This window comes from Flagellimonas crocea (assembly GCF_033441595.1).
GTDB classification, from domain to species: domain Bacteria; phylum Bacteroidota; class Bacteroidia; order Flavobacteriales; family Flavobacteriaceae; genus Flagellimonas; species Flagellimonas crocea.
The window spans coordinates 933,463-954,317 of sequence record NZ_JAUZVX010000002.1; the positions used below are offsets into that span (position 1 = coordinate 933,463).

The 20,855-nt window shown below is 42.2% G+C and carries 14 protein-coding genes and 1 pseudogene; 7 read left to right on the forward strand and 8 right to left on the reverse strand.

Annotated elements, in window-relative coordinates; all coding sequences use genetic code 11:
• Window positions 1-85: 85 nt before the first annotated feature.
• The 3 genes from SD449_RS09360 to SD449_RS09370 are packed head-to-tail and all read right to left on the reverse strand — an operon-like array spanning window position 86 to window position 5,531.
• Entirely contained in the window at window positions 86-2,050 is a 1,965-nt protein-coding gene (locus tag SD449_RS09360; RefSeq protein WP_318310184.1) for a hypothetical protein, read from the reverse strand.
• On the reverse strand, window positions 2,022-3,023 hold the full coding sequence (locus SD449_RS09365) for a glycosyl hydrolase (protein ID WP_318310186.1): 1,002 nt from the start codon (window positions 3,021-3,023) through the stop codon (window positions 2,022-2,024). Before SD449_RS09365 ends, SD449_RS09360 begins: the two co-directional genes overlap by 29 nt.
• An 18-nt stretch (window positions 3,024-3,041) precedes the next feature.
• Complete coding sequence (locus SD449_RS09370; RefSeq protein WP_318310188.1) at window positions 3,042-5,531, reverse strand: glycoside hydrolase family 9 protein; 2,490 nt, start codon at window positions 5,529-5,531, stop codon at window positions 3,042-3,044.
• Window positions 5,532-5,669: 138 nt separating this feature from the next.
• Here SD449_RS09370 and SD449_RS09375 point away from each other — a divergent pair, with 138 nt between their 5' ends.
• The 4 genes from SD449_RS09375 (at window position 5,670) to mgrA (ending at window position 10,094) form a co-directional block, all read left to right on the forward strand.
• Window positions 5,670-7,031, forward strand: coding sequence for an AGE family epimerase/isomerase (locus SD449_RS09375; protein WP_318310189.1), 1,362 nt, complete (start codon window positions 5,670-5,672; stop codon window positions 7,029-7,031).
• An 80-nt stretch (window positions 7,032-7,111) separates the two neighbouring features.
• Window positions 7,112-7,981: a helix-turn-helix domain-containing protein gene (locus tag SD449_RS09380; RefSeq protein WP_318310191.1), complete on the forward strand. Its 870-nt coding sequence runs from the start codon at window positions 7,112-7,114 to the stop codon at window positions 7,979-7,981.
• A complete protein-coding gene (locus SD449_RS09385; RefSeq protein WP_318310192.1) occupies window positions 7,978-9,096 on the forward strand; it encodes an SGNH/GDSL hydrolase family protein in 1,119 nt (372 codons plus the stop codon). Before SD449_RS09380 ends, SD449_RS09385 begins: the two co-directional genes overlap by 4 nt.
• 5 nt (window positions 9,097-9,101) lie before the next feature.
• On the forward strand, window positions 9,102-10,094 hold the full coding sequence (mgrA, locus tag SD449_RS09390) for an L-glyceraldehyde 3-phosphate reductase (RefSeq protein ID WP_318310193.1): 993 nt from the start codon (window positions 9,102-9,104) through the stop codon (window positions 10,092-10,094).
• A gap of 140 nt (window positions 10,095-10,234) precedes the next feature.
• On the opposite strand, the pseudogene SD449_RS09395 reads toward mgrA, so the two are convergent.
• The 4 genes and pseudogenes from SD449_RS09395 to SD449_RS09410 all read right to left on the reverse strand — a co-directional run bounded on the left by SD449_RS09395 (window position 10,235) and on the right by SD449_RS09410 (window position 14,545).
• Window positions 10,235-11,320, reverse strand: a pseudogene (locus SD449_RS09395) (glycoside hydrolase family 26 protein).
• 54 nt (window positions 11,321-11,374) lie between these two features.
• Window positions 11,375-11,497 (reverse strand): hypothetical protein, encoded by a 123-nt coding sequence (locus SD449_RS09400; protein ID WP_318310194.1) that lies wholly within the window; start codon window positions 11,495-11,497, stop codon window positions 11,375-11,377.
• A 7-nt stretch (window positions 11,498-11,504) separates the two neighbouring features.
• Window positions 11,505-12,686: an AGE family epimerase/isomerase gene (locus SD449_RS09405; RefSeq protein ID WP_318310196.1), complete on the reverse strand. Its 1,182-nt coding sequence runs from the start codon at window positions 12,684-12,686 to the stop codon at window positions 11,505-11,507.
• 26 nt (window positions 12,687-12,712) lie between these two features.
• Window positions 12,713-14,545, reverse strand: coding sequence for a sodium:solute symporter family protein (locus SD449_RS09410; RefSeq protein WP_318310197.1), 1,833 nt, complete (start codon window positions 14,543-14,545; stop codon window positions 12,713-12,715).
• A gap of 624 nt (window positions 14,546-15,169) precedes the next feature.
• On the opposite strand from SD449_RS09410, the gene SD449_RS09415 reads away from it, so the two are divergent.
• Window positions 15,170-16,417, forward strand: coding sequence for a glycoside hydrolase family 27 protein (locus SD449_RS09415; protein ID WP_318310198.1), 1,248 nt, complete (start codon window positions 15,170-15,172; stop codon window positions 16,415-16,417).
• A 5-nt stretch (window positions 16,418-16,422) separates the two neighbouring features.
• Here the strand turns inward: SD449_RS09415 and SD449_RS09420 are convergent, their stop codons facing one another.
• Window positions 16,423-17,436 carry a glycoside hydrolase family 5 protein gene (locus tag SD449_RS09420; protein WP_318310200.1) on the reverse strand — a complete coding sequence of 338 codons (1,014 nt, stop codon included), beginning with the start codon at window positions 17,434-17,436 and terminating at the stop codon, window positions 16,423-16,425.
• A gap of 270 nt (window positions 17,437-17,706) precedes the next feature.
• On the opposite strand from SD449_RS09420, the gene SD449_RS09425 reads away from it, so the two are divergent.
• Together SD449_RS09425 and SD449_RS09430 are read left to right on the forward strand one after the other, a co-directional pair.
• Window positions 17,707-18,873, forward strand: a complete 1,167-nt coding sequence (locus SD449_RS09425; protein ID WP_318310201.1) for a multiheme c-type cytochrome — start codon at window positions 17,707-17,709, stop codon at window positions 18,871-18,873.
• A 431-nt stretch (window positions 18,874-19,304) separates the two neighbouring features.
• A complete protein-coding gene (locus tag SD449_RS09430) occupies window positions 19,305-20,699 on the forward strand; it encodes a vanadium-dependent haloperoxidase (protein WP_318310202.1) in 1,395 nt (464 codons plus the stop codon).
• The last annotated feature ends 156 nt before the right edge of the window (window positions 20,700-20,855 follow it).

Consider the following 20,855-nt stretch of genomic DNA (forward strand, 5'->3'; position numbering starts at 1 on the left):
GGACGATAAAACAAAAGCCCCAAGATGGAATGCCATTTATGGAGCTTTCTAAGGGTCAGTGTCTAGGAAAAATCAATAGCTGATTCTAGTCGTCGATCAGTGAGATAAAACTTGCCCCTTCCAATTCCAATAGGGCCGAGCCGTTTCGAACGGGTATCGTCTTGGTAGTTTCATAGGATTTCTCTTGGTTCGTTGTGAAGACCTTTAACCGTTTGATACGATTAGGAATTCCGGTAATGGTGGCATTTCTTGTGGCCCCTTTATTGACAAGATGAATGGCCAATTTGTTCTTCCTTGTACTTATAAAAGCGGCAGGGGTCACAAGATCTTCACTAGAGGTTATTGGAATTGCTTGGAGCCCCTTGGGGGTGCTTCCCAACTGTTTTAAATTGAAGAATCTCTGCGTGGGGTAGAGGTCCTGGGAATCGTTACCGAAGATTCCTCCCCCTGACATAGGTGAGTAATCCGATGTCAATTGCCATTGTAGAATAGTCAATGGTTGTGATATGTTCAATATTTTCAGATATACATCAATTTCATCCAGTGCATAGGTCGGTTCTTCAAAAATTTGCGGATAGCGCCATGCCCCAGCATCTATGCTTCCTTCCCCGACGAACAATGGCACATCCACCCGTTTGGAAATGTCAGACCATTTCAAGAGATTTTCATCGGTCCATCCTCTCCAAGAATGGAAAGAGACCCCGCCGATATAGGGTCTTGTCTTTGGGTCCGTGGATGCAATGGTGGTGAATTCCCATCCATTGGCATCGGCCGTATCGCCTAAAAGAAATTTGGTGTCCACTCCCCGTGACCTGAAGTAGGTCCCCAGCTCTTTTATCAATACATTGTGTTCCTCAGCTGTTTGGCGGACATCTATTCCCAAATCTGACTCATTAAATGAAAACATCACCGTTTCCACACCATAGGCTTCTTCCAAATACACTATATAGTCCGTAATGGATTTGTAAATAGCCATTTTTTTACTTTGGTCCAATGCATTGCCCCGTGTTCCATCCGGATGGGCCCCACGTACTCTTTCTCCGATGATGGCCCAATCGGGAGGGAACCATGCTGCCAATATTACCGGTATTCCCATTTTGTCCAAGCGCTGTGCCATTTCCATGGCGTCCCTTACTTTTGGATGAAGGTTTCCATTTTTGGCCTCCTCAATGGGGTTTTGGGAATGATCAGGGTGCCATTGTCTCCAAGGCATCTCAACCCTCGACCAAGAAACCCTTAGATTATCCAGGCTATAGTCGATGACCTGTGGATCCATTCTAGGGTTCTGTAATCTAAAATTACCTCCGATCCCATCAAATTTCTCCCCTAATTGATCAGGAAATACTTCAAGCTCAATGGGGGATGTATCTATCACACCCGATGCGCTTATCGTGAAGGTATTGCTATACTGGGTATGGGCAGGTATTTGCCCACTGGCCAACCCAAAGTTGAGCTCTATTTTTGGGTGAATGGAATCCAGGGCACGAATGCTCACCTCAGTGGGTTTTTCAAACAAAATGTTCAATTCCCGTGTTGGGGATGTTACCTTCACCGACGTGGAAGGGGCCTTATAATCAGCACCATCAAATGATTTATTGATTTCGGCTAAAGGGAATTGGGATGGGGTATTGATGGCAAATTCGGTATCCGACCCAAACTCTTCGGGCAATTCAATTCTAAAGTAAGCGCCATTGATCAAAGTGTCAACGGTTGATGAAAAATCAATCTGTACCACAGTCGACTCCTTTTGATAGGAATGCAGGGTTTCCTTCCATAGGATGCTGTCCATGGCATATGAAAAAATCTTTTTACCCTGCTCTCTTTTAAAGCCTATGCGTTGACGCTCCTTTCGGGTGGCCCTTTCCTCGGAATTCTGGTCGACCAAGACCAAACTGGACCTGAACGCCATCAATTGATTGTCAATTCGAATGCCAGTGATGTTTCCCCATGTCGTAAATTCGGTCTGGGAAAATCCTGATAATGGAATCAATGGGACAATTAGCAGTATAAAACAGTATTGTTTAATGCTTGCTGGTAAACTGTATCTCATCTTTTGTAATGGTTTTATCATAGTCATAAACTTCTTTGACCCGTTCTGGCGAATTGGAGGTTTCAATCCAATTGGACCAAACCATGAACCAGGACCATTTGGGTTGCGCTTCCAAAACCAATGGTCTCGGTAATTGGCCAACCTCACCCAAGGCAATGGGCTTTCCCTTGGCGAGTTTTACCAATTGATCATAATCTTTTTGTTCATAGTCGCCATGGTAGACATCCGTGGCCAATATATCCACAAACTTGTGCCCAGGATAAAAATCCTTATAATCATAGGCTTGGTCCCCAGGTATGTCCCGTGGCCCGTTGGCATTCCAAACCCAGATCAAATTGTTCAATCGGTGATGGTTGACCAATCTGTCATAGAGCTGTTTCCAGAGTTTGGCAAAGCCATCCTTCCCCTTTTTATTGCCCCACCAAAACCAAACGCCGTTCATCTCATGATAAGGCCTCCAAAGAATGGGGACCTTGGCCTCTTGTAATTTTTTAAGGTGTATGGCCACTTGGTCCACCTGCGCTGCCCATCTTAGGTATAACTCAGTGCCGGGAGTCAGCATATCCTCCCACTCCTTCTCACTAATTTCCCCTTGTACGCTTTCCCTCCAAGAAAAGGGGGGGTCATGTTTTGGTTGCCCTACGTGCCACATCAGGGTTACAATGGCCCCTTCGTGATATTTGCCAATGGCCTCTTTTACGATCCGCTCTCCGGGATTATCCTTTCCATTCCAGTAAAAATCCGTTCCCCAGACCGCAGGGGCCTTTCCTGATATTTCCATGGCCTTGTTGTAAAAAGAGCTTGGGTTTTCATTATAGCTGTGTTGTCCGGCCAAGATTTTCCCATCCAGGGAGTAGATGTAGTCCAAAAGCACTTTGGCCCCTTCCGTGGCATTCCCATTCACCGGGCCGTATTGGCCCTTTACTGTGGACAATGCCAAAAGTAACATGGAAGAACATATAATTTTTATCATTTTTTATGTTGTTTAATCTTAAGGTTTATTGAGCAGTTCGTCAGCTGCCAAAATCAGAAATAGGTAATCGGTGGTTCCCCCACCCAACACATATTCGGTCTGTTGCCAAAGAAATGGCCATTCCAGCAGTTCAGGGAAATCAGGGCGAATCAGTGCGGTACCAGAGCCAATCCCACCAGGGATAAAAGAAAAATCGCCCCTGTTTACCCCATAGGCTTGGGTCAGGGAACGGGACCCGACACCGGAGGCAAATGAGGAAGTATTGATACCGGGATGTACGCCCAAGATGAAATTCATGGCATTGAGCATATAGGTTTTTGGGAATATTTGGGGAAAACTGGTATGTAGAAAATACTGTCTTACCCCAAAGTTTTGGATGCCCCATCCCGCACCCCAAATATTGGGCTCATATGGTATTCCGTAAGGCGTTTTATTGCCCAAACCCTCCACTTCCTTAAAGTAACCATGAACGGAATCCGTAATTTTCCTACGGAAGGCCGAGTCGTCCACAAGGGGCAACACAGGGCCCACTATCCACCCCATCCTTGAAATGGCACTGGCAATTCCATCACCGTGTTCCACTAAATAATCAGCATATTTTTTATCCTTTGTGGTCTGTAAAAGCTCTACGGCCAGCCCAATCTTCAAAAGCGGGTCTTCCACCTCCGTCAGATTCCATACCTCAAGTGCTATGGATAAACATTCCTCTGCCAAGGTATCGTTGTACCCCTTTAAGGTCCTTGCTGTCGCTGCCAAGGCTGTAGCGGTTCCCAATTCCCTGGACGGGTTCATTTCTGTGAACACCCAACGATCATCAGGAGCTCCCGACTGGCCCAGGGCAATTCTGTTGTCTTCCACCTCATTTGAGAATATTTGGTTATCACTGTGGTTAACAGGGTCCCCAAGCAGTACATATTGCTCCAAAGTAGGTACGATGATCCCACGGTAGAATCGGCCCATGCTCTTGTATCCTCCAACAATCGGTAATGCCCCATGTTCAATTTGTTGCAAAATATCCGGTTTCCCGTCGGGGGTCAATAGATCCACGGTCCTTTTGGACTGATCTATGGCAGTGTTATCATAATTGACGGCAAAAATCTCGTATATTTGGGAAAGCCCATGGATGGTGGAGGCTTGGGATTCTACCCGGAGGTCATAATCCCCCGCATCATGCCAACCCCCTATATTAATTCCAGGGACATGTTCTCCAGATTGGTATGGGGTCAGGGTCTCAGGACCTTGGAGATACCCATCAAAATGATTTGTATTGATGGGAGCCATGCGGGCATCGTCCATGTGACAGAGTCCATGCCAAACCTTATATCGGTCATTGACCCGCATGTGGCACATCTGTACCGGTAAAAAATGCTCCAAGGTAGGCTGCCAAACATGGCGTTGGTAAACGGTGCTGCTTATTTGAAATGGATGTGTGGTGTATGGTCCGTAACCAATTTGGTACATTCCGGGTTGCTTTACTTCCGAAAAGTCGAATTGGTAATACCGATATCTTAAAAATTCGCCCCAAAGCTTTGGAGTCTCGGACAAGACCTTGTTGAGCATGCCATTTTCTCCAACACGAAACAAATGGGCTTTCTCAACGGTTTCATCGTTTTTATCCGTTTCGATCACGGAGATTTTTTGCTGCGAAGGATGGTACCCCACTTGGGATACCTGTACAACAGGACTATACGTGAAATTCTCCAGGGTTTTGGGTGTAACCAACCACTGCACGGCATTTTTTGTGGCCCCAGGGGCAATCTCAGAACGTACAATGAACCATCCATTGCTGTGTTGGGCGCGCCCATCCAAAAGTTGCAGCGGGGATTCGTTCATGTTCTCTATGACCAAGGTCTGTCCAGGTGTTTCCGGTGCGATGACCAATTTCTTGCCCAAGGCCATGGGTTCGAGTTCATAAATGCCATATGCATTTTTTGAGCCTGGACCATTGGCTTGGCGATTGAACAATCCAAAAAATCGGTCCATGTAATACGACTTACCGAAGAGGACCCCGGGAAACAGTTCCAAATTCATCCCTACCCTTCCGATCCATTCTTCGGGCAGGGGCTCATCAAGATCAACAATTATCTTAAAGGATTCACCTGATGGCACTACTTTTAAGGTGTAAGCGAAATTCAGGTCAGGGTAATCAATGGGATTAAACCCTATCTTGTTTTTGGATTCGTCGGGATATGCCATCCTAACGCTGATTTCCTGTTGTTCACGATCTACCTTTCGCTCACCTACTTTAGGAACGGGTTGCCATTGTCCGGGAGCGGCTTCAAGGCGGAGGTCACCATTGGTGGCCACCCGGATGCCGTTTTGAATGATACCAACACCCCCTTGGTGGCTTTCAGGGTAGAAATCATGGGCAAGCATCACATTGGCGCCCCTACGCTCCAGATACTCAGAATCATTGATGATAAAACCTTGTTTTTGGAGTTCCTTCGAGCTCTGGGCATTTACCAGTGCGATATGGAAAAAAAGAAAAAGAAATGGGAAAAACTTCATGGCTGGGCAATAATTAATGTAAAATTATGGGATACACCATCCAAGTGTCAATATTATTTTGTCAATATAGAATATGATTTTTTCAAGAATATTTAAAATATAAGGATTATTATATCTTTATTGTCAATTATGTAGCATATGAAAACTATTTGGACCCTATCTTTTTTTGCCTTTATGTTGGTGTTGGCCTGTACCGCCGAGAAAGGAAAAAATCCTGTCAATGGCGATGTGGCAATAGAATTCCAAACCGCGGCCAACGATTACTTATTGGAGAAGTGGTATCCCTTGGTATTGGATACCGTGGATGGAGGTTATTTTAGTGAAGTGACCTTTGATTTTAAATTAGGGGAACGGCATGACAAGATGATTGTTACCCAAGCCAGACATATCTGGACAACTGCTACCGCGGCAATCCACAATGATGATATGAAAGAGGAATATCTTTCCTATGCAGAACACGGATTCAAGTTTTTACGTGATTATATGTGGGACGGAAAAAATGGGGGCTTCCATAATTTGGTGACCAAAAAAGGCAAGCCCATCGTTCGTCCGGGCGAGGCCAAAACAGCATATGGAAACGCATTCGCAATTTATGGATTGGCCACGTATTATGCCGCGTCGAAAAATTTGGAGGCATTGGATTTGGCTAAGCAGACGTTTCGTTGGCTGGAAGGGCATAGCCATGACAGCATATATAAAGGATATTATCAATCTATGGAGATAAATGGAACACCCATTGTAAGAACTGGGGATTTTCCATCGACTTCGGATATTGGGTATAAGGACCAAAACAGTTCAATACATCTGTTGGAGGCATTGACGGCCCTTTACAAAGTATGGCCTGATCCTTTATTGGGAGAACGGGTCAAAGAACTCCTTCTTTTAATACGGGATTCCATTACGTCCGATAAAGGGTATATGAATCTTTTCTTTGAGGCGGATTGGACGCCCGTAACTTTTGTTGATGCGCCCAGGGATACCATTCAAAAGCATTATTATCTCGACCATGTTTCTTTTGGCCATGATGTGGAAACCGCCTATCTTATGTTGGAAGCTTCCGAGGCACTTGGCGGTCTACAATTTGACCAAACTTTAAAAAAAGGAAAATCCATGGTGGACCACGCCATTAAGAATGGTTGGGACAATAAACTTGGAGGCTTCTACGATGGTGGATATTATTATGCGGGTGATGAAAAACTGAGCATCGTAAATTATGATAAAAATTGGTGGTCGCAAGCAGAAGGATTGAACAGCCTCTTGATGATGGATGCTTACTTTCCAAAAGATTCCATAAATTACAGGGCATACTTTGACAAATTATGGCAGTATACCAATACGTACATTATGGATTCCTATCATGGGGGTTGGTATGAGTGGAGTATTGATACCAGACCTGAAACCAAACTTCAGCCCAAAGGCCATATTTGGAAAGGGGCTTACCACAATTACCGGGCACTCGTCAATTGTGCAGTCCGACTTGAACAAAAAAGTATAGATTGATTTTGTGTTGACAGACCAAGGTTGCCCCAATACTTGTATCCTTAATTAGATTTCGAACAAAAATGGAAAATGAGCATCTTTTGAAAAATGTACACAGGGAGATAACCCCACTTGCGCCGGAGGATAGCTTTTTGGTATTTGATCGGTTGAAGCAAGATTTTGATTTTCCAATTCATTTCCATCCTGAGTTTGAACTCAATTTTATCAGCAATGGCAAAGGGGTAAGACGCATTGTTGGGGACAACTTGGAGGAGATTGATGATCTTGAACTGGTGCTAGTAGGCCCAAACTTGGTACACGGATGGGAAATGCATCGTTGCAGATCAAGGGAAATCCATGAAATAACCATACAGTTCCATGAAGATCTTTTTGATGACAAGTTGCTTTCAAGGGCCATTTTTAAACCAATCAAGGACATGTTCTATCGCGCAAATCATGGAATTCTTTTTTCCAAAAAAATTTCAACGGATATAATGCCCAGGATATTACGTCTTTCCAAAACAGCAAATATTGACTATTTCCTTGAACTCATCTCCATTTTGCATGATTTGGCCAATTCAAGAAATCAAAGATTGCTCTCCACGAATGTATCACAGTTGAATGATTTTGAGAACAGTAAAAAGATCAAGAAGGTATATGAGTATATCCAAGAGAACTATGACCGAAAAGTATCCCTGAGTGAAATTTCGGAATTGGTCAATATGAGCGTGGTTTCTTTCAACCGGTTCATCAAGAAAAGAACCGGAAAGACATTTATTGAATATATCAACGATACCCGTATCAGTTATGCTTCCCGATGGTTGATAGAAACCGATCTGAGCATCGGTGAAATTGGCTACAAGTGCGGTTTCAACAATATGGCGAACTTCAATAGGGTCTTCAAGAAGGTCAAAGGTACGACCCCAAGTTTGTACAGGGCTGAATTCATAGGTATCAAAAGAGTGTTATGATAGCATTGCGTAGTATATGTGCGCTGACCTTACGGGTCATACTAATTCTTCTGACCACGCATCTTGTGGGGTGTAGCGGTGATAAAAAAACTGAAGTCTCCCTCTATAAGGCCAATGATTCCATTTTTTGCTATCAGGGTAGAATTTTAAAGGAAGATGGGCACATCGCTTTGATAAGCCCCGCTTCCGGGGTTGAGTTCAATGCCATGGGGGATAGCCTAGAACTGTTTCTCAAATCGGAAACCCCTCCGTACAACTATATTTCCCTTTCCATGGACGGAAGATATGGGGGCAGGTACCAAATTAATGGCGATTCCATTCATAGAATAGCCATTGCGTTGCCTGTCGGTAGATCGGAATCCCATGAAATAGGCCTTTACAAGGCAACGGAAGCATCCAACGGCTCCATTCTTTTTTATGGTGCAAAAACTAAAAAAATTACACCACCGAAAGTAAAAGGGACAATTAAAATCGAGTTTATTGGCGATTCCATAACCTGTGGTATGGGTGCGGACCTGTCTACCGTGCCCTGTGGAGAAGGGCACTGGTTTGATCAACACAATGCCTATCTTGCTTTTGGGCCCAGGGTGGCAAGAGCACTAAATGCCGATTATTTACTGAGCTCGGTATCCGGCATTGGGATGTACAGGAATTGGAATGACGAGAACCTTGTGGAACCCATTATGCCTGAGGTCTACGATAATCTTTTTTTAAATTCCGACAGTGCATATCAATATACCTTTGACCATGTTCCTGACATCATTTGTATATGTTTGGGGACCAATGATATGTCCGAAGGTGATGGATCCAAGTCCAGATTGCCTTTTAACAAGGAAAAATTTGTGGGCAACTACATTGCATTCACAGAGCACTTGTTTGACATACATCCAAATACCCAATTGGTACTGCTCAATTCTCCCATGGTTTCCGGTGACAAGGGAAACTTGCTCTTGGAAAGTCTCCAGAAAATCAAGGACCATTATCAAGATACACGAAATGTATCCATTTTCCAATTTGGGGAGATGCAACCAAACGGTTGTACATCACACCCAAATGTTACAGATCATAAGGTAATGGCCGACCAGTTACAGCCCTTTCTAAAACAAATACTATAAAATTTATGGAACCTTATATTGCAGAAGCCAAACGCTACGATAACATGCTTTACCGACGATGTGGGAAGAGCGGTCTTTTATTGCCCGCTATATCGCTGGGGCTATGGCATAATTTTGGACATGTGGATTCATTGGCCGTTGGAAAAGAGGTTCTCCATGCCGCATTTGATAATGGGGTGACCCACTTTGATCTTGCCAACAACTATGGTCCTCCTCCAGGATCCGCGGAAGAAAACTTTGGAAAGATTATGAAAGAGAGTTTTCGGACCTACCGCGATGAGTTGGTCATATCGAGCAAGGCGGGTTGGGGCATGTGGCCCGGACCTTATGGTGATTGGGGGTCAAAGAAATATTTGGTGGCCAGTCTTGACCAAAGCTTGAAGCGTATGGGTTTGGAGTATGTGGACATATTCTATCACCACAGGCCAGATCCAGAAACCCCAATGGAAGAGACCATGATGGCATTGGATCTTATCGTGAGGCAAGGGAAAGCACTTTATGTGGGTATTTCATCCTACAATCACCAAGATACTTTGAAGGCCTCAAATATTCTGAAAAGTTTGGGCACTCCATGTCTCATCCACCAACCCCGTTACAGTATGATGGATCGATGGGTAGAGGACGGTCTGATGCATGTTCTGGGTGATGAAGGTATCGGGTGTATTCCATTTTCACCACTTGAACAAGGTATCCTTTCGGACAAATATCTAAAATCAATTCCTAAAAATTCCAGGGCAGCCAAGAGCACAGGGTTTCTGCAGGAGGACAAAATCACTGAAGAAGTGCTTAGGAGAGTAGATAAATTGAACCAATTGGCAGGCAATAGGGGACAGAGTTTGGCACAAATGGCAATTTCTTGGTTGTTAAAAGACGATAGAGTGACCTCGGTACTGGTCGGGGTGAGCAGCAAAAAACAACTGATCGACAATTTGGGAGCTTTACAGAACCTGTACTTTTCCAAGGATGAACTTGAAAGAATCGAGAAAATCCTGAAGTAAGGGATCCCAAAAAATTAAAGCCCAGTTCTTTGATTTTTCCATCACACGCATATCTCGCTTTATTTCTAACAACTTTTCTTGAGATTCATCGACGATAGATGAGATTGCTCCAATTTAATGAGGGCACCTTACTGTAGTTATCAATTGGGCGGTAACCGGTACATTTCCGGAAGACCATTTGCAAGAATCACATTTTGTTTGGACACAAACTCCATAAAATCATCGGCACCTGGCAACCCAGGTACAGGTGTGCAGTAGGTGTCCTGATGGTTATACCAAAACATGGTATATCCAATCTTGATGTCGTTAAGTGTCAAGGCTGCGAAGAGGTTATTGGTGAAAAAACCTGGAATGGGTGTATTTTCGTTCAAAGTCACAAAATATCCTGTTTCGGTAAGGGATGCTATTTTGACCCTTTCCTCTGCCAAGTCGGAAACAATTTTTAGTTTTTGGTTTGCCCTTTGAACGTCTGCTTGCCCTTGGCCATCGAAATCTCCATAATTGTCCATTCCCATAACATCAACATAAGCATCCCCGGGATATCGTGCCAAATATTCGCTTTCTGAAAAAAACCGGTTATCCTGTGAAAATGCAAAGAGCATGTTGTTGACAGACAAGGTGTTTTTAAGGTATGATACCGTAAACTGCCAAAGCTTAACATATTCTTCGATGGTACAATAGGACTGTCCCCATCAAAACCAATCACCATCAAATTTATGAAAATGCCTGAATATGATGGGTGCCAATGTACCATTGGAACCAATCAAACTTTTGGTGAATGATGCTATTTTTTGAAGCTTTTGCTTGTAGTAGTCATGGTTTTCACCTCCCGGCAAGATACTTTTCAAGGCATTTTCCCTTTGAAATTGGGTCATTTCACTTGTATAGAAATGTTCGCCCCCAAAAGGTTCACGAAAGTGCCAACAGAAAACATTTACCAAATCCATATCAAAAGCCCTGAGAACGTCATCCCTGATCTTGTTTTCCTGTTGGAAAAACCAATTGAAAGGGGTTCCATCGTTAAGGTCGTCCGTAATGAACATAAAGTCGGACCCCAATAGTACAGGATCACTCCCGGTCATTTTTTTGATATCAGAATCCCCGGCATTATCTTGGTAGAAGCTGTTGAATGCATCTTGCTGACCTACAGTAAAACTATTTTGTGAAAGCAATTTTAAATTGTAAAAGAGCGCGGTAGTCTCTTCAGCGGCATCCTGGTTTACCATGAAACCTCTCGTCTCTTCAGGTTCAAAGTCAAGTTTACCGGGTGGAAGTGGATTTTACGGGTTTGGGTCTTCTTCAACGGGTTCAGTGTCATAATAATTGGAATCCGAATCTTTGGAACAACCGCTCAATGTCAGCAAGATAATTGTGGCCAAAATAACAAAGTATTTATTGGTCATGGTCCGATTATTGGTTCATTAAAATACAGGCACGGGTAGTATGGTAGGGAGCCTTCCACATGCTCACCTTATCCTCTTGGGTATATGGGTTTCCATAGGCATCGACCCTAAAATGCCATTCGCCATTTTTGTGATCGATCAAATATTTTTTTGTGAAATTCCAAATATCAAGGGATTTTTTAATGTACCCAGAATCTTGGGTAAGTTTATAGGCCAAATCTAGGCCCAAGAGGGCCTCAACTTGTGGCCACCAGTGCCTGTCCGTATCCAAACGGTCCGATGTTGTTTCCCTTTCATTCATAACGGCACCCTCCGTATCCAACGCTTCCAAAACAAAAGTGTCGATTACTCTTATAGCCGTTTTTTGTGTCTGTTCGACCAACTCATTATCGTTCAACGCCTTGGCCGCTTCAATGACCAACCAAGCGGTTTCTATATCATGCCCAAAGGACACAGTGCTGCTCATGAGTTTCCATTTTTCATCAAAGAACAGGCCATAATGATTGGAAGAATCCAACAATGTGTCCTGAAAAAGAATTATGAGTTGGCGCAGGGCGTGTTTCACTTCTTCGTTGTTGTGGACTCTCAATAAATTGGTGTATGCTTCCAAAATATGGAGATGGGTGTTCATGGACTTGGCCGAGTTCATATCCTTTTTACTCAAACGCATATCGCCGATAGGTGACCAATCTTTATGGAATGCCTCAAAATAACCTGAATACTGGCTGTCCTTAGCATAAGTTTCCAAGCTTTTAAATAGGGAAACGGCCCAATCCAAGGCTTCTTTCTTATGTGAGGACCTATAATATTCTGTCAAGGCATATATGGCAAATGCCTGAGCATATACTTGTTTTCTTTGATTGATTGGAGTTCCAGCATGGTCCACTTCCCAAAAAACACCTTCATGCAAGGTATCTCTGAAATAGGTGTTCAAATACCTGTAAGCCCTGTGGCAAAACGATTCATACTCTTTTGATTTCAAAAAATTGGCCGCAGCCGAAAAAGACCAAAGAAGCCGGGTGTTTAAAATTATCCCTTTTGGAGCTTCGGGTACAAGATTATTATGGAAATCCCGTCGTCCCACGAACCCTCCATGGTCGTCATCTATACCATAGATTGACCAGTAGCTTAAAATAGCCTTCAATTCATTGAGAAGTTCAGCTTTCAACTTCCTATATGCATCCATCATATTGACTTGTGTTCTTTTTTTGGATTTCAATCAAGGGATTCCTCAAGGGTGTCCCACCAAAATTTTTTGAGCAAAAGAATACATAAAATCAAGATGCCCGAAAGAATCAAGACGGGAGTACTTTTTCTAAAGATCATGTACATTGGAAGCATGACCAGGACGGTCTGTGCGGTTATTCCCGTGAATACATTGAACATATCCCTTTTAAAATGACTATTTTTCTTGAGACCAGGGTTGTCCTTCCATATTTTTTCCCTGATTGGTTTCCAAAAGCCCCAAGGCCTAACATCGGTATAAAATGATCGTAGAACATTTTCTTCAGTGGGTGGAGCGGAATACGTACCGATCACACACCCTGCCATGGAGGTTATGAGCAAAATAGGAAAATAATATAGGTCCAGTGTTTCTGTGAACACATAGGGGAGAATAAGCGCAGGTACCATTCCGGCTACCATGCCCCAAAAAAAGCCATGGCCATTAAAACGCCACCAATGCCATTTTAGAATGTTGGCCACGACATAACTGCCAAAAAGAGCGGAAACCAACCATTGTAAGACTGAATTGACGTCTTCAACAAAGAAACCTAGAAAGATGCTCACTAGGACAACTAGGATTCCAGAACCATAATTCATGATCTTTACTTGATTTGGGGTCACGTCCGATTTTTTGTGGTTGAGGTATATGTCATTGATCAGGTAGGCCTGCGCCGCGTTCAAGGTTCCTGCAAAAGTCGACATAAAAGCCGCCAAAAGTCCCGCCAAGAGCAACCCTGTTAGGCCCACAGGAGCAAATTCCTTTATGGCCGAAGGCAAGATTAATTCAAAATCAACCTCCCCTGTGGCGGTTATCAAATCCAATTTTTCATAATAGAGCAAAGCGAGCGCAGCAAATCCGGCTATCATCAAATAGCGAATGGGCATTAGAATGACGGATACAAAACCACTCATTTTGGAGGCTTCCTGAGGGCTTTTGGCGGAAAGAATCTTCTGCATATCATAATTGGGTGCCGGACCAGCCAAACTCACCAAAATTCCCTTGAAAATCATCATCATAAAAAATATGGTGAAGAGCCCATATCCATCAGACCTAATTTTTTCATTTACCTGAGGAATGATTTTGGACCAATCAAGATCAAGTTCCCAACCGAAAAAGGGAGTTCCCCATCCCTCAGGAACGTTCAAGGGATAGTCCCCGATGGCCACAAATCCCAAGTATCCAATCACTACGGCAGAAATTGTCATTATGCCGAATTGCAGTACATCGGCCCATACAATCCCAGACATCCCTCCCAAAAGCGAATAAAAAACAGCGAACAAAGTAAATACGACACCATAAAAATGGGGTACATAAGCAGCTGGGATGTCAAATGGCACATATCTGCCCAAAATTTCCCATGGAATAAAAATCTCCATGAATTTCCCCAATCCAATGAACCCATACGCCAAAAAACCAAGACAGCTCAAAAGCGCAAATACAACAACAATGGTATGAGAGAGTTTTCCGCCTTTGCCACTGCCAAAACGTGTCCGAATCCATTCGGCGCCAGTGGTCACATTAGATCTTCGTAACCATTTGGATAAATACACCATTAAAAATACTTGGTTGAAAATAGGCCAGAGCCATGGGATCCAAGCACTTTTAATTCCGTAGACGAACATGAGGGTTACCAACCAAATGGTTCCTGAGATATCAAACATGCCCGATGCATTGGAAAGCCCCAGCATGTACCATGGTATGGAATTACCGCCAAGCAAATAATCTTCTTTGCTTCTTTGTGCTCTTTTTCTTAGCAATAGTCCTATGAAAATGGTCGCCAACAAATAAGATGCAATGATTACAACGTCAATGGATCTAAGCATTCCTATAAATCTTGGTTAAATGGATTTTCATGGATTTATTTTGAAAATGACTGCGAATAAAAGCTCGATGCATACTGCTTACAATTAAGTACTTGGGTTGATCATTACAGAGAAAGATGAACATACGAATTACTGGCAAGTGAATAAAACAACTCTTTTGATAATTTTAAATTTAATAGAGTCGTTTGTTGCTTATTCATCAGTAAATCACATTGAACAGATAAAACTTATGATTCAAAAATAATTATAGGGACACAGAACCTATGATACTAATTTGTCATACTAGAATAGTATTATGACAGCAGATAATACTAATGCTAAAAAAAGGGGCGGAGAGTGGTAAGGGAAAAAGAATAAAACCTGCAAATTTAGTTTTTAAAGATTTTATAATTACCAATATTTGATGGGGAATTGACAAATTAATACTAAAAAAAGCAATTTTGGTGTAATACTTTTAATATTAGAAAAATGATTACTTAAGATATGTAATTTCGGTATCAAATTTAGATGAGTTAGTAAACCAAATTCCAAGTTAGTTTAATTTTTTTTCGATTTAGTTATTTTTAATTCAATTGAAAACCCCGTTTGTACCTGCGGGGTTTTTTCCTGTAAAGAATATTTAAAATGGAAAATTTCAGAATGATCTATCGAAAATTAGGAAGCATTTTGATTGGTTGTATTCTTTTGACCGGCTCATTCTCACATGGTCAGAAAGTTACCGGGCTTGCCAAAACGCCACCTATGGGGTGGAATAGCTGGAACACCTTTGCCACCAATATTGATGAATCCCTTGTTATGGACACAGCGGACCTGTTTGTTTCCCTTGGGCTAAAAAGTGCAGGTTATGAGTATATTGTGTTGGATGATGGTTGGATGTCGAAAGAACGCGATAATAATGGCAATTTGGTGGCGGATCCTGAAAAATTTCCCAAGGGCATGAAGGCGTTGGCCGACTATGTACATAGCAAGGGTCTTAAATTTGGGCTATATGGATGCGCAGGCTCAAAAACATGCGCAGGATATCCAGGGAACAGAGGGCATGAATACCAAGATGCCCGTACTTTTGCTGAATGGGGAGTGGATTTCTTAAAATATGACTGGTGCAATACGGAAAATCTGAACGCAAAGGGGGCTTATGAAACCATGAGGGATGCTTTGTTCAAAGCTGGTCGCCCCATACTTTTTAGTATTTGTGAATGGGGAGATAATCAACCTTGGGATTGGGCCGAAGATGTGGGCCACATGTGGCGAGTCTCCGGGGATATTGCCAATTGTTGGGATTGCGAGGTAGATCATGGGGATTGGTCCTCGTGGGGTGTATGGAAAATTATAAATATGAGAAGGGGTATTCGTGATGCTGCCGGACCTGACCACTGGAACGATTTTGATATGATGGAGGTCGGCAATGGTATGACAGATGCAGAGGATAAAAGCCATTTTGCCATGTGGAGCATTTTAGCTTCCCCTTTGTTTTTGGGTAATGATTTACGTAAGGCCAAACCCAAGACCATTGAAACATTGACAAATGACCTTGTTATCGCGATCAATCAGGATCCTTTGGGCATACAAGGTTTTAAGGTATCCGATAAGGGTGATGTGGAAATTTGGGCAAAACCTCTCATCAACGAGGCTTGGGCGATGGTTTTTATAAATATGTCCGATAAGATCTTGGAATTGCAGTTTGATTGGAGCAATGGAAATTTTGAAGACAAGCTGAACAATCTCAAACTGGAAACTGAAACCTATAACTATACTATCAGCAACCTGTTCCAAGATAAACAGTTAGGGGATACTTCAGGAAAGTTAAATACCACACTAAATAGTCACGATGTTTTAATGGTCCGGCTTGAGAAGATTGGAACGAAATACTAAAACCATCACCTGTTGCCAGGATGATAACTTTGCAATTTTTTCTTGAAATACTTTCCTTGTCTTGAAGGTGTGTAGCTGTCATCCGTATAAAGTCGAGGAGCCCAGTGTTTGTCAAATACCCAGACAACATATGAAATTCCCCGTTCATCACAATATTTTGTGATGGCGTCGCCATAGGATTCATCACTGATTACAGGGATATGCGCTCCCGGGTCATCTGGACCCGAAAACCCCATCTCGGTTAGAATTACAGGATATTTTTTCTTGGCAAATCCCCAATCCATTGTCCATTTTTCTTCCCAAGGCTTTTCCCTTTTTTGTGGATAAGGATGACTTACATAACCGATTTCTTTTACGTTCAATGGAGCGTGTTTAATAGGGGTAAGATCATAGGCCCAATTAAACCCAGCAACAAGTGGGATACCTTTGCCTCCGTTGGCCCTTATGATGGTGATTATCTCCTGGTTTATCGCTATCCATTCCTCCCAAGATATTGTCCCGAACTTTTGATTGAATGTTGTAGGTTCGTTATAAAGCTCATAAAATGCAACTGTAGGATTATCCCCATACCTAACAGCAATGGTCTTCCAAAAACTTAAGGTTTCTTTCATATTGGTATTATACATATCGGCTAAATACATACCTGTTTTAAGGTTGCCAATACTATGCCAGTCTATGATAACATAAAGCCCTTCTTCCCCTGCCCATTGTATTCCGTCATCCAAAAGCTTTAAATATTCTTGTACGCCCCTTTCCCGCACCCGCCCAGGATGAATGGGAAATCTAACAAGATTTGCTCCCCATTTTTTAATCTCTTGAAAATAACCTTTGGTCCAAAGACCATCTTTTTTCAGTTTATCAGGATCGCTGGAACTAACCCCCCTAAAAACAATGGTCTTGCCATCTTTTGTGACAAAATTATTGCCTTCGACAGCTATACGTTCCAACGTTTGCTGGGCATTCGTGAAGGTGCCTTCGACCAAGAGTATCAATAAAAACGTTCGAAATCGATGTCCCATAATGTTCATGTTTAAAAAACATATTCAAAAATAAACTCAATTTCCAATACGTTTTTGTCAATATGTGGTAGAAAAGTTAGTTAGACGACTTCACAAAATAAAATCTCAACGAAAAATAGTATTTTGCTTTGAACATACATATCAATTATGGCAAGATTACTCTAAGATTGTGGAGGAACCAAACTGATGAGAGCTTGACAATGTACTATTATGAAATATCGAAAACTCCTTGCCTTTTTCTTGTTTTCAATACTTCTCACGGGAGTCCTATTGATTTTTGACAAGATTTTTGACTCAAAATACGAAAGTGCTTACTATACGATTGAGCCCGTCGCAATACATGCTAATGGAGAGGGCTTTTCAGGGTCGCGCAATTGCATAGGTTGCCATAAGGATATTTATCTAACGCATATCAAGACAGCACATTTTCAATCCTCCAGGATTGCTGATAGTATCTCTATCCAAGGAAACTTTGAAAATGAAAATAGCTTTTTGCTCAATGATGAAATTATTTTTTTCATGCGTTCCAGGAAGGATGGATTCTATCAGGAAGCATTTTCAAGGAGGGATGGTTCTTTAGTAGATTCCAAAAGAATTGATATTGTGATCGGTTCTGGTACCAAAGGACAATCCTACCTTAATTGGCAGGGAGATGATTTATACCAATTACAGATTTCATACTTTGGACCTTCTGAAAGTTGGGTGAACAGTCCAGGTTACCCAAATGGTATTTTTGCCCCTAATCGACCTATAAGGCAGCGTTGTCTCGAATGTCATGTCACTTTTGCAAAAAGCAGGAACACTTTCAACAAACCTCATTCCTACGATAGGTCACAGTTTATGTACGGCATAGATTGTGAGCGCTGCCATGGGCCGGCGGTCAAACACGTTAATTACCACCTGTCCAAACCCAGTGATGCCGAGGCTAAAAATATATTGTCATTCTCCGATTTGAACCAAAAACAAAAGCTCCAATCTTGTGCATTATGTCACTCTGGAATCCGCAGGAAAACCAGCGAGAGTCCTTTTTCATTTATGACCGGTGATACACTGGCGGATTTTCCCAACCCAGAATATGATAGCGGTAATTTGGAGTCGTTGGATGTGCATGGTAACCAATATGGTCTACTTTTGGCGAGTTTATGTTTTAAGGAGAGTAAGAACATGGATTGTACCAGTTGCCACGATCCCCATAAAAATCAAAGAGGGGATCTCAAGGATTTCAATGCCAAATGCATAATTTGTCATCGAGGATCATTTACGGATGATACGGTCCCCTGTAGTTTAGAATTAGAAATTGGAAAACCCAGCAATAACAACTGTGTTGAATGTCATATGCCGCTAACACCTTCTAAGTCAATGTCGATTTATGATTCAAAGGATTCATTGCTTGTCCCAGTGAAGGTAAGGACACATTTAATTGATATTTACAAATGACTTTTGAACGTAACCTATCTGACGGCCAAGACACCAAATATAACACCAATGAGTTCTATTCTGATGTACTTGTTCGAAACTAAATATATTTTAATGGCTAAAAGAAACCGCCACTACCATAAAAGGAACTTGTATCAAATGATGGAACCGGTGGCAAATTAAAAAACATAGGAAGAATCAATTTAAAATTTTCGGTGTGCCGCTTATGAGAAAAGGAAAAACCTTTTAAATGGTGAGAACTACTTAGGATCTGTCTTTGTTCTTATAAAATTAAAAGCTAGATATTAATGCGACCGTGGAAAGTAATTCTTTCCAAAATTAAATTAACAATGATGAAAAAGAGGAAATCAAATTTTTATAAAATAACCATGTTAATTTTATGTTTCCCTGTATTCTTTGGGTGTAAAGGAGATGATAGGGTTCAAACAAAAATGACCAAACAACCTGACGTTGAAGAACCTTTGGGGGCGGACAATATTGCACACAAATGGAGTGATATAGCGATATTGGCAACTGCTCGTGACACCGAAAAGTTTCGACCTAGGCCTACCATAACTTCGCGTTTTTTAGGATTGACTTTTGTTGCCATTTTCGATGCATGGAGTAGGTATGACGAAAATGCAAAACCTGTTTATCTTGCTAAAGTACCTAGGCGGCCGGAAGTTGACAGGACGTTGGAGAATAAACAGATTGCTATCAGTTATGCAGCGTTTCGGGCCTTGAGGGAGTATTATTATTCAGACGAAAAGTTGTTTACTGATTTTATGATAGAATTGGGGTTGAATCCCAATAATGAATCTTTAAACCCAAATACTCCAGAAGGAATTGGAAATTTAGCGGCTAAGGCAGTAATAGAAGCTAGAAAATGGGACGGCGCCAATCAATATGGTGAAGAAGGCTCCAACGGAGAGCCGTATTTTGATTATACAGGATATGAACCCGTCAATTCGCCGGATGCCAATGTCGACCCCAACCGCTGGCAACCCAAATACTTCTCGGATGGAAACGGAGGAAAATTTGCACCTAAATGCCTAACACCATTCTGGGATAGGGTAATCCCCGTTTCCTTAAAGTCAGGAGACCAGTTTCGCCCTGGGCCACCCCCCAAAGTAGGTTCGGAAAAATTAAAAGTTGAAGTCGAGGAGGTAGTGGAGCTCCAGGCCAATCTTACTGATTATCAAAAAGCACTGGTGGAGTTTATGAGGGATGGACCCCAATCCGTTCAACAGGCGGGTCACTGGTTGAAATTTGCACAGGAGGTATCTAAACGGGATAACCATTCATTGGACGAAGATGTTAAGATGTTTTTTTACAACCAAGTGGTTGCCATGGATGCTTTTATAGCCTCATGGGACAGTAAAATGTACTATGATTTTGCAAGGCCCTTCGCTTTGGTACACGAATACTATGCCGGAGAAAAAATACATGGTTGGGGAGGTGTTGGAAAGGGCATAATTGAAATGGAAGGTGGTCAATGGCGGCCCTATTCTCCAGAGACATTTTTATGTCCTCCGTTTCCAAGTTACACATCTGGTCACAGTACCATTAGTGGTGGTTGTGCAGAAGCTTTAAAACTATGGACAGGAAGTGACGATTTTGGTTTTGAGACTGAACTGGTCGCAGGAGCACTTACCGAACCCAATAATTTAGGCGACACCATCACCCTAAAGTTCCCTACCTTTTCCGAAACAGCTAAAATGGCTGGAATTTCACGTGTTCTGGGCGGATACCATATACAATCTGAGAATATCGCAGGACTGAAACTTGGAAGAGACGTGGCCCAAGAGGCATGGAAATTTTACAAAAAACATATCGGGGAATACTAGGTATTATTAGTTATATGTTGTTGATTTTTAACTCTTCCCGTTAACCCAGACCATTTAAAACTAGAGTTTTCGGACGAATAAATACTCAACTTTAAACGAATATTTGTTTTTGAGATGACTAAATAACCCATAAAGCTTTCTAATGATTCCAATCAG

Excerpts from the sequence above, each read along its gene's own strand:
- SD449_RS09360 (WP_318310184.1), bottom strand. The coding sequence starts at position 2,050 with ATGAGATACAGTTTACCAGCAAGCATTAAACAATACTGTTTTATACTG.
- SD449_RS09365 (WP_318310186.1), bottom strand. The coding sequence starts at position 3,023 with ATGATAAAAATTATATGTTCTTCCATGTTACTTTTGGCATTGTCCACA.
- SD449_RS09370 (WP_318310188.1), bottom strand. The coding sequence starts at position 5,531 with ATGAAGTTTTTCCCATTTCTTTTTCTTTTTTTCCATATCGCACTGGTA.
- SD449_RS09375 (WP_318310189.1), top strand. The coding sequence starts at position 5,670 with ATGAAAACTATTTGGACCCTATCTTTTTTTGCCTTTATGTTGGTGTTG.
- SD449_RS09385 (WP_318310192.1), top strand. The coding sequence starts at position 7,978 with ATGATAGCATTGCGTAGTATATGTGCGCTGACCTTACGGGTCATACTA.
- mgrA (WP_318310193.1), top strand. The coding sequence starts at position 9,102 with ATGGAACCTTATATTGCAGAAGCCAAACGCTACGATAACATGCTTTAC.
- SD449_RS09400 (WP_318310194.1), bottom strand. The coding sequence starts at position 11,497 with ATGACCAATAAATACTTTGTTATTTTGGCCACAATTATCTTGCTGACA.
- SD449_RS09405 (WP_318310196.1), bottom strand. The coding sequence starts at position 12,686 with ATGATGGATGCATATAGGAAGTTGAAAGCTGAACTTCTCAATGAATTG.
- SD449_RS09410 (WP_318310197.1), bottom strand. The coding sequence starts at position 14,545 with ATGCTTAGATCCATTGACGTTGTAATCATTGCATCTTATTTGTTGGCG.
- SD449_RS09415 (WP_318310198.1), top strand. The coding sequence starts at position 15,170 with ATGGAAAATTTCAGAATGATCTATCGAAAATTAGGAAGCATTTTGATT.
- SD449_RS09420 (WP_318310200.1), bottom strand. The coding sequence starts at position 17,436 with ATGGGACATCGATTTCGAACGTTTTTATTGATACTCTTGGTCGAAGGC.
- SD449_RS09430 (WP_318310202.1), top strand. The coding sequence starts at position 19,305 with ATGACCAAACAACCTGACGTTGAAGAACCTTTGGGGGCGGACAATATT.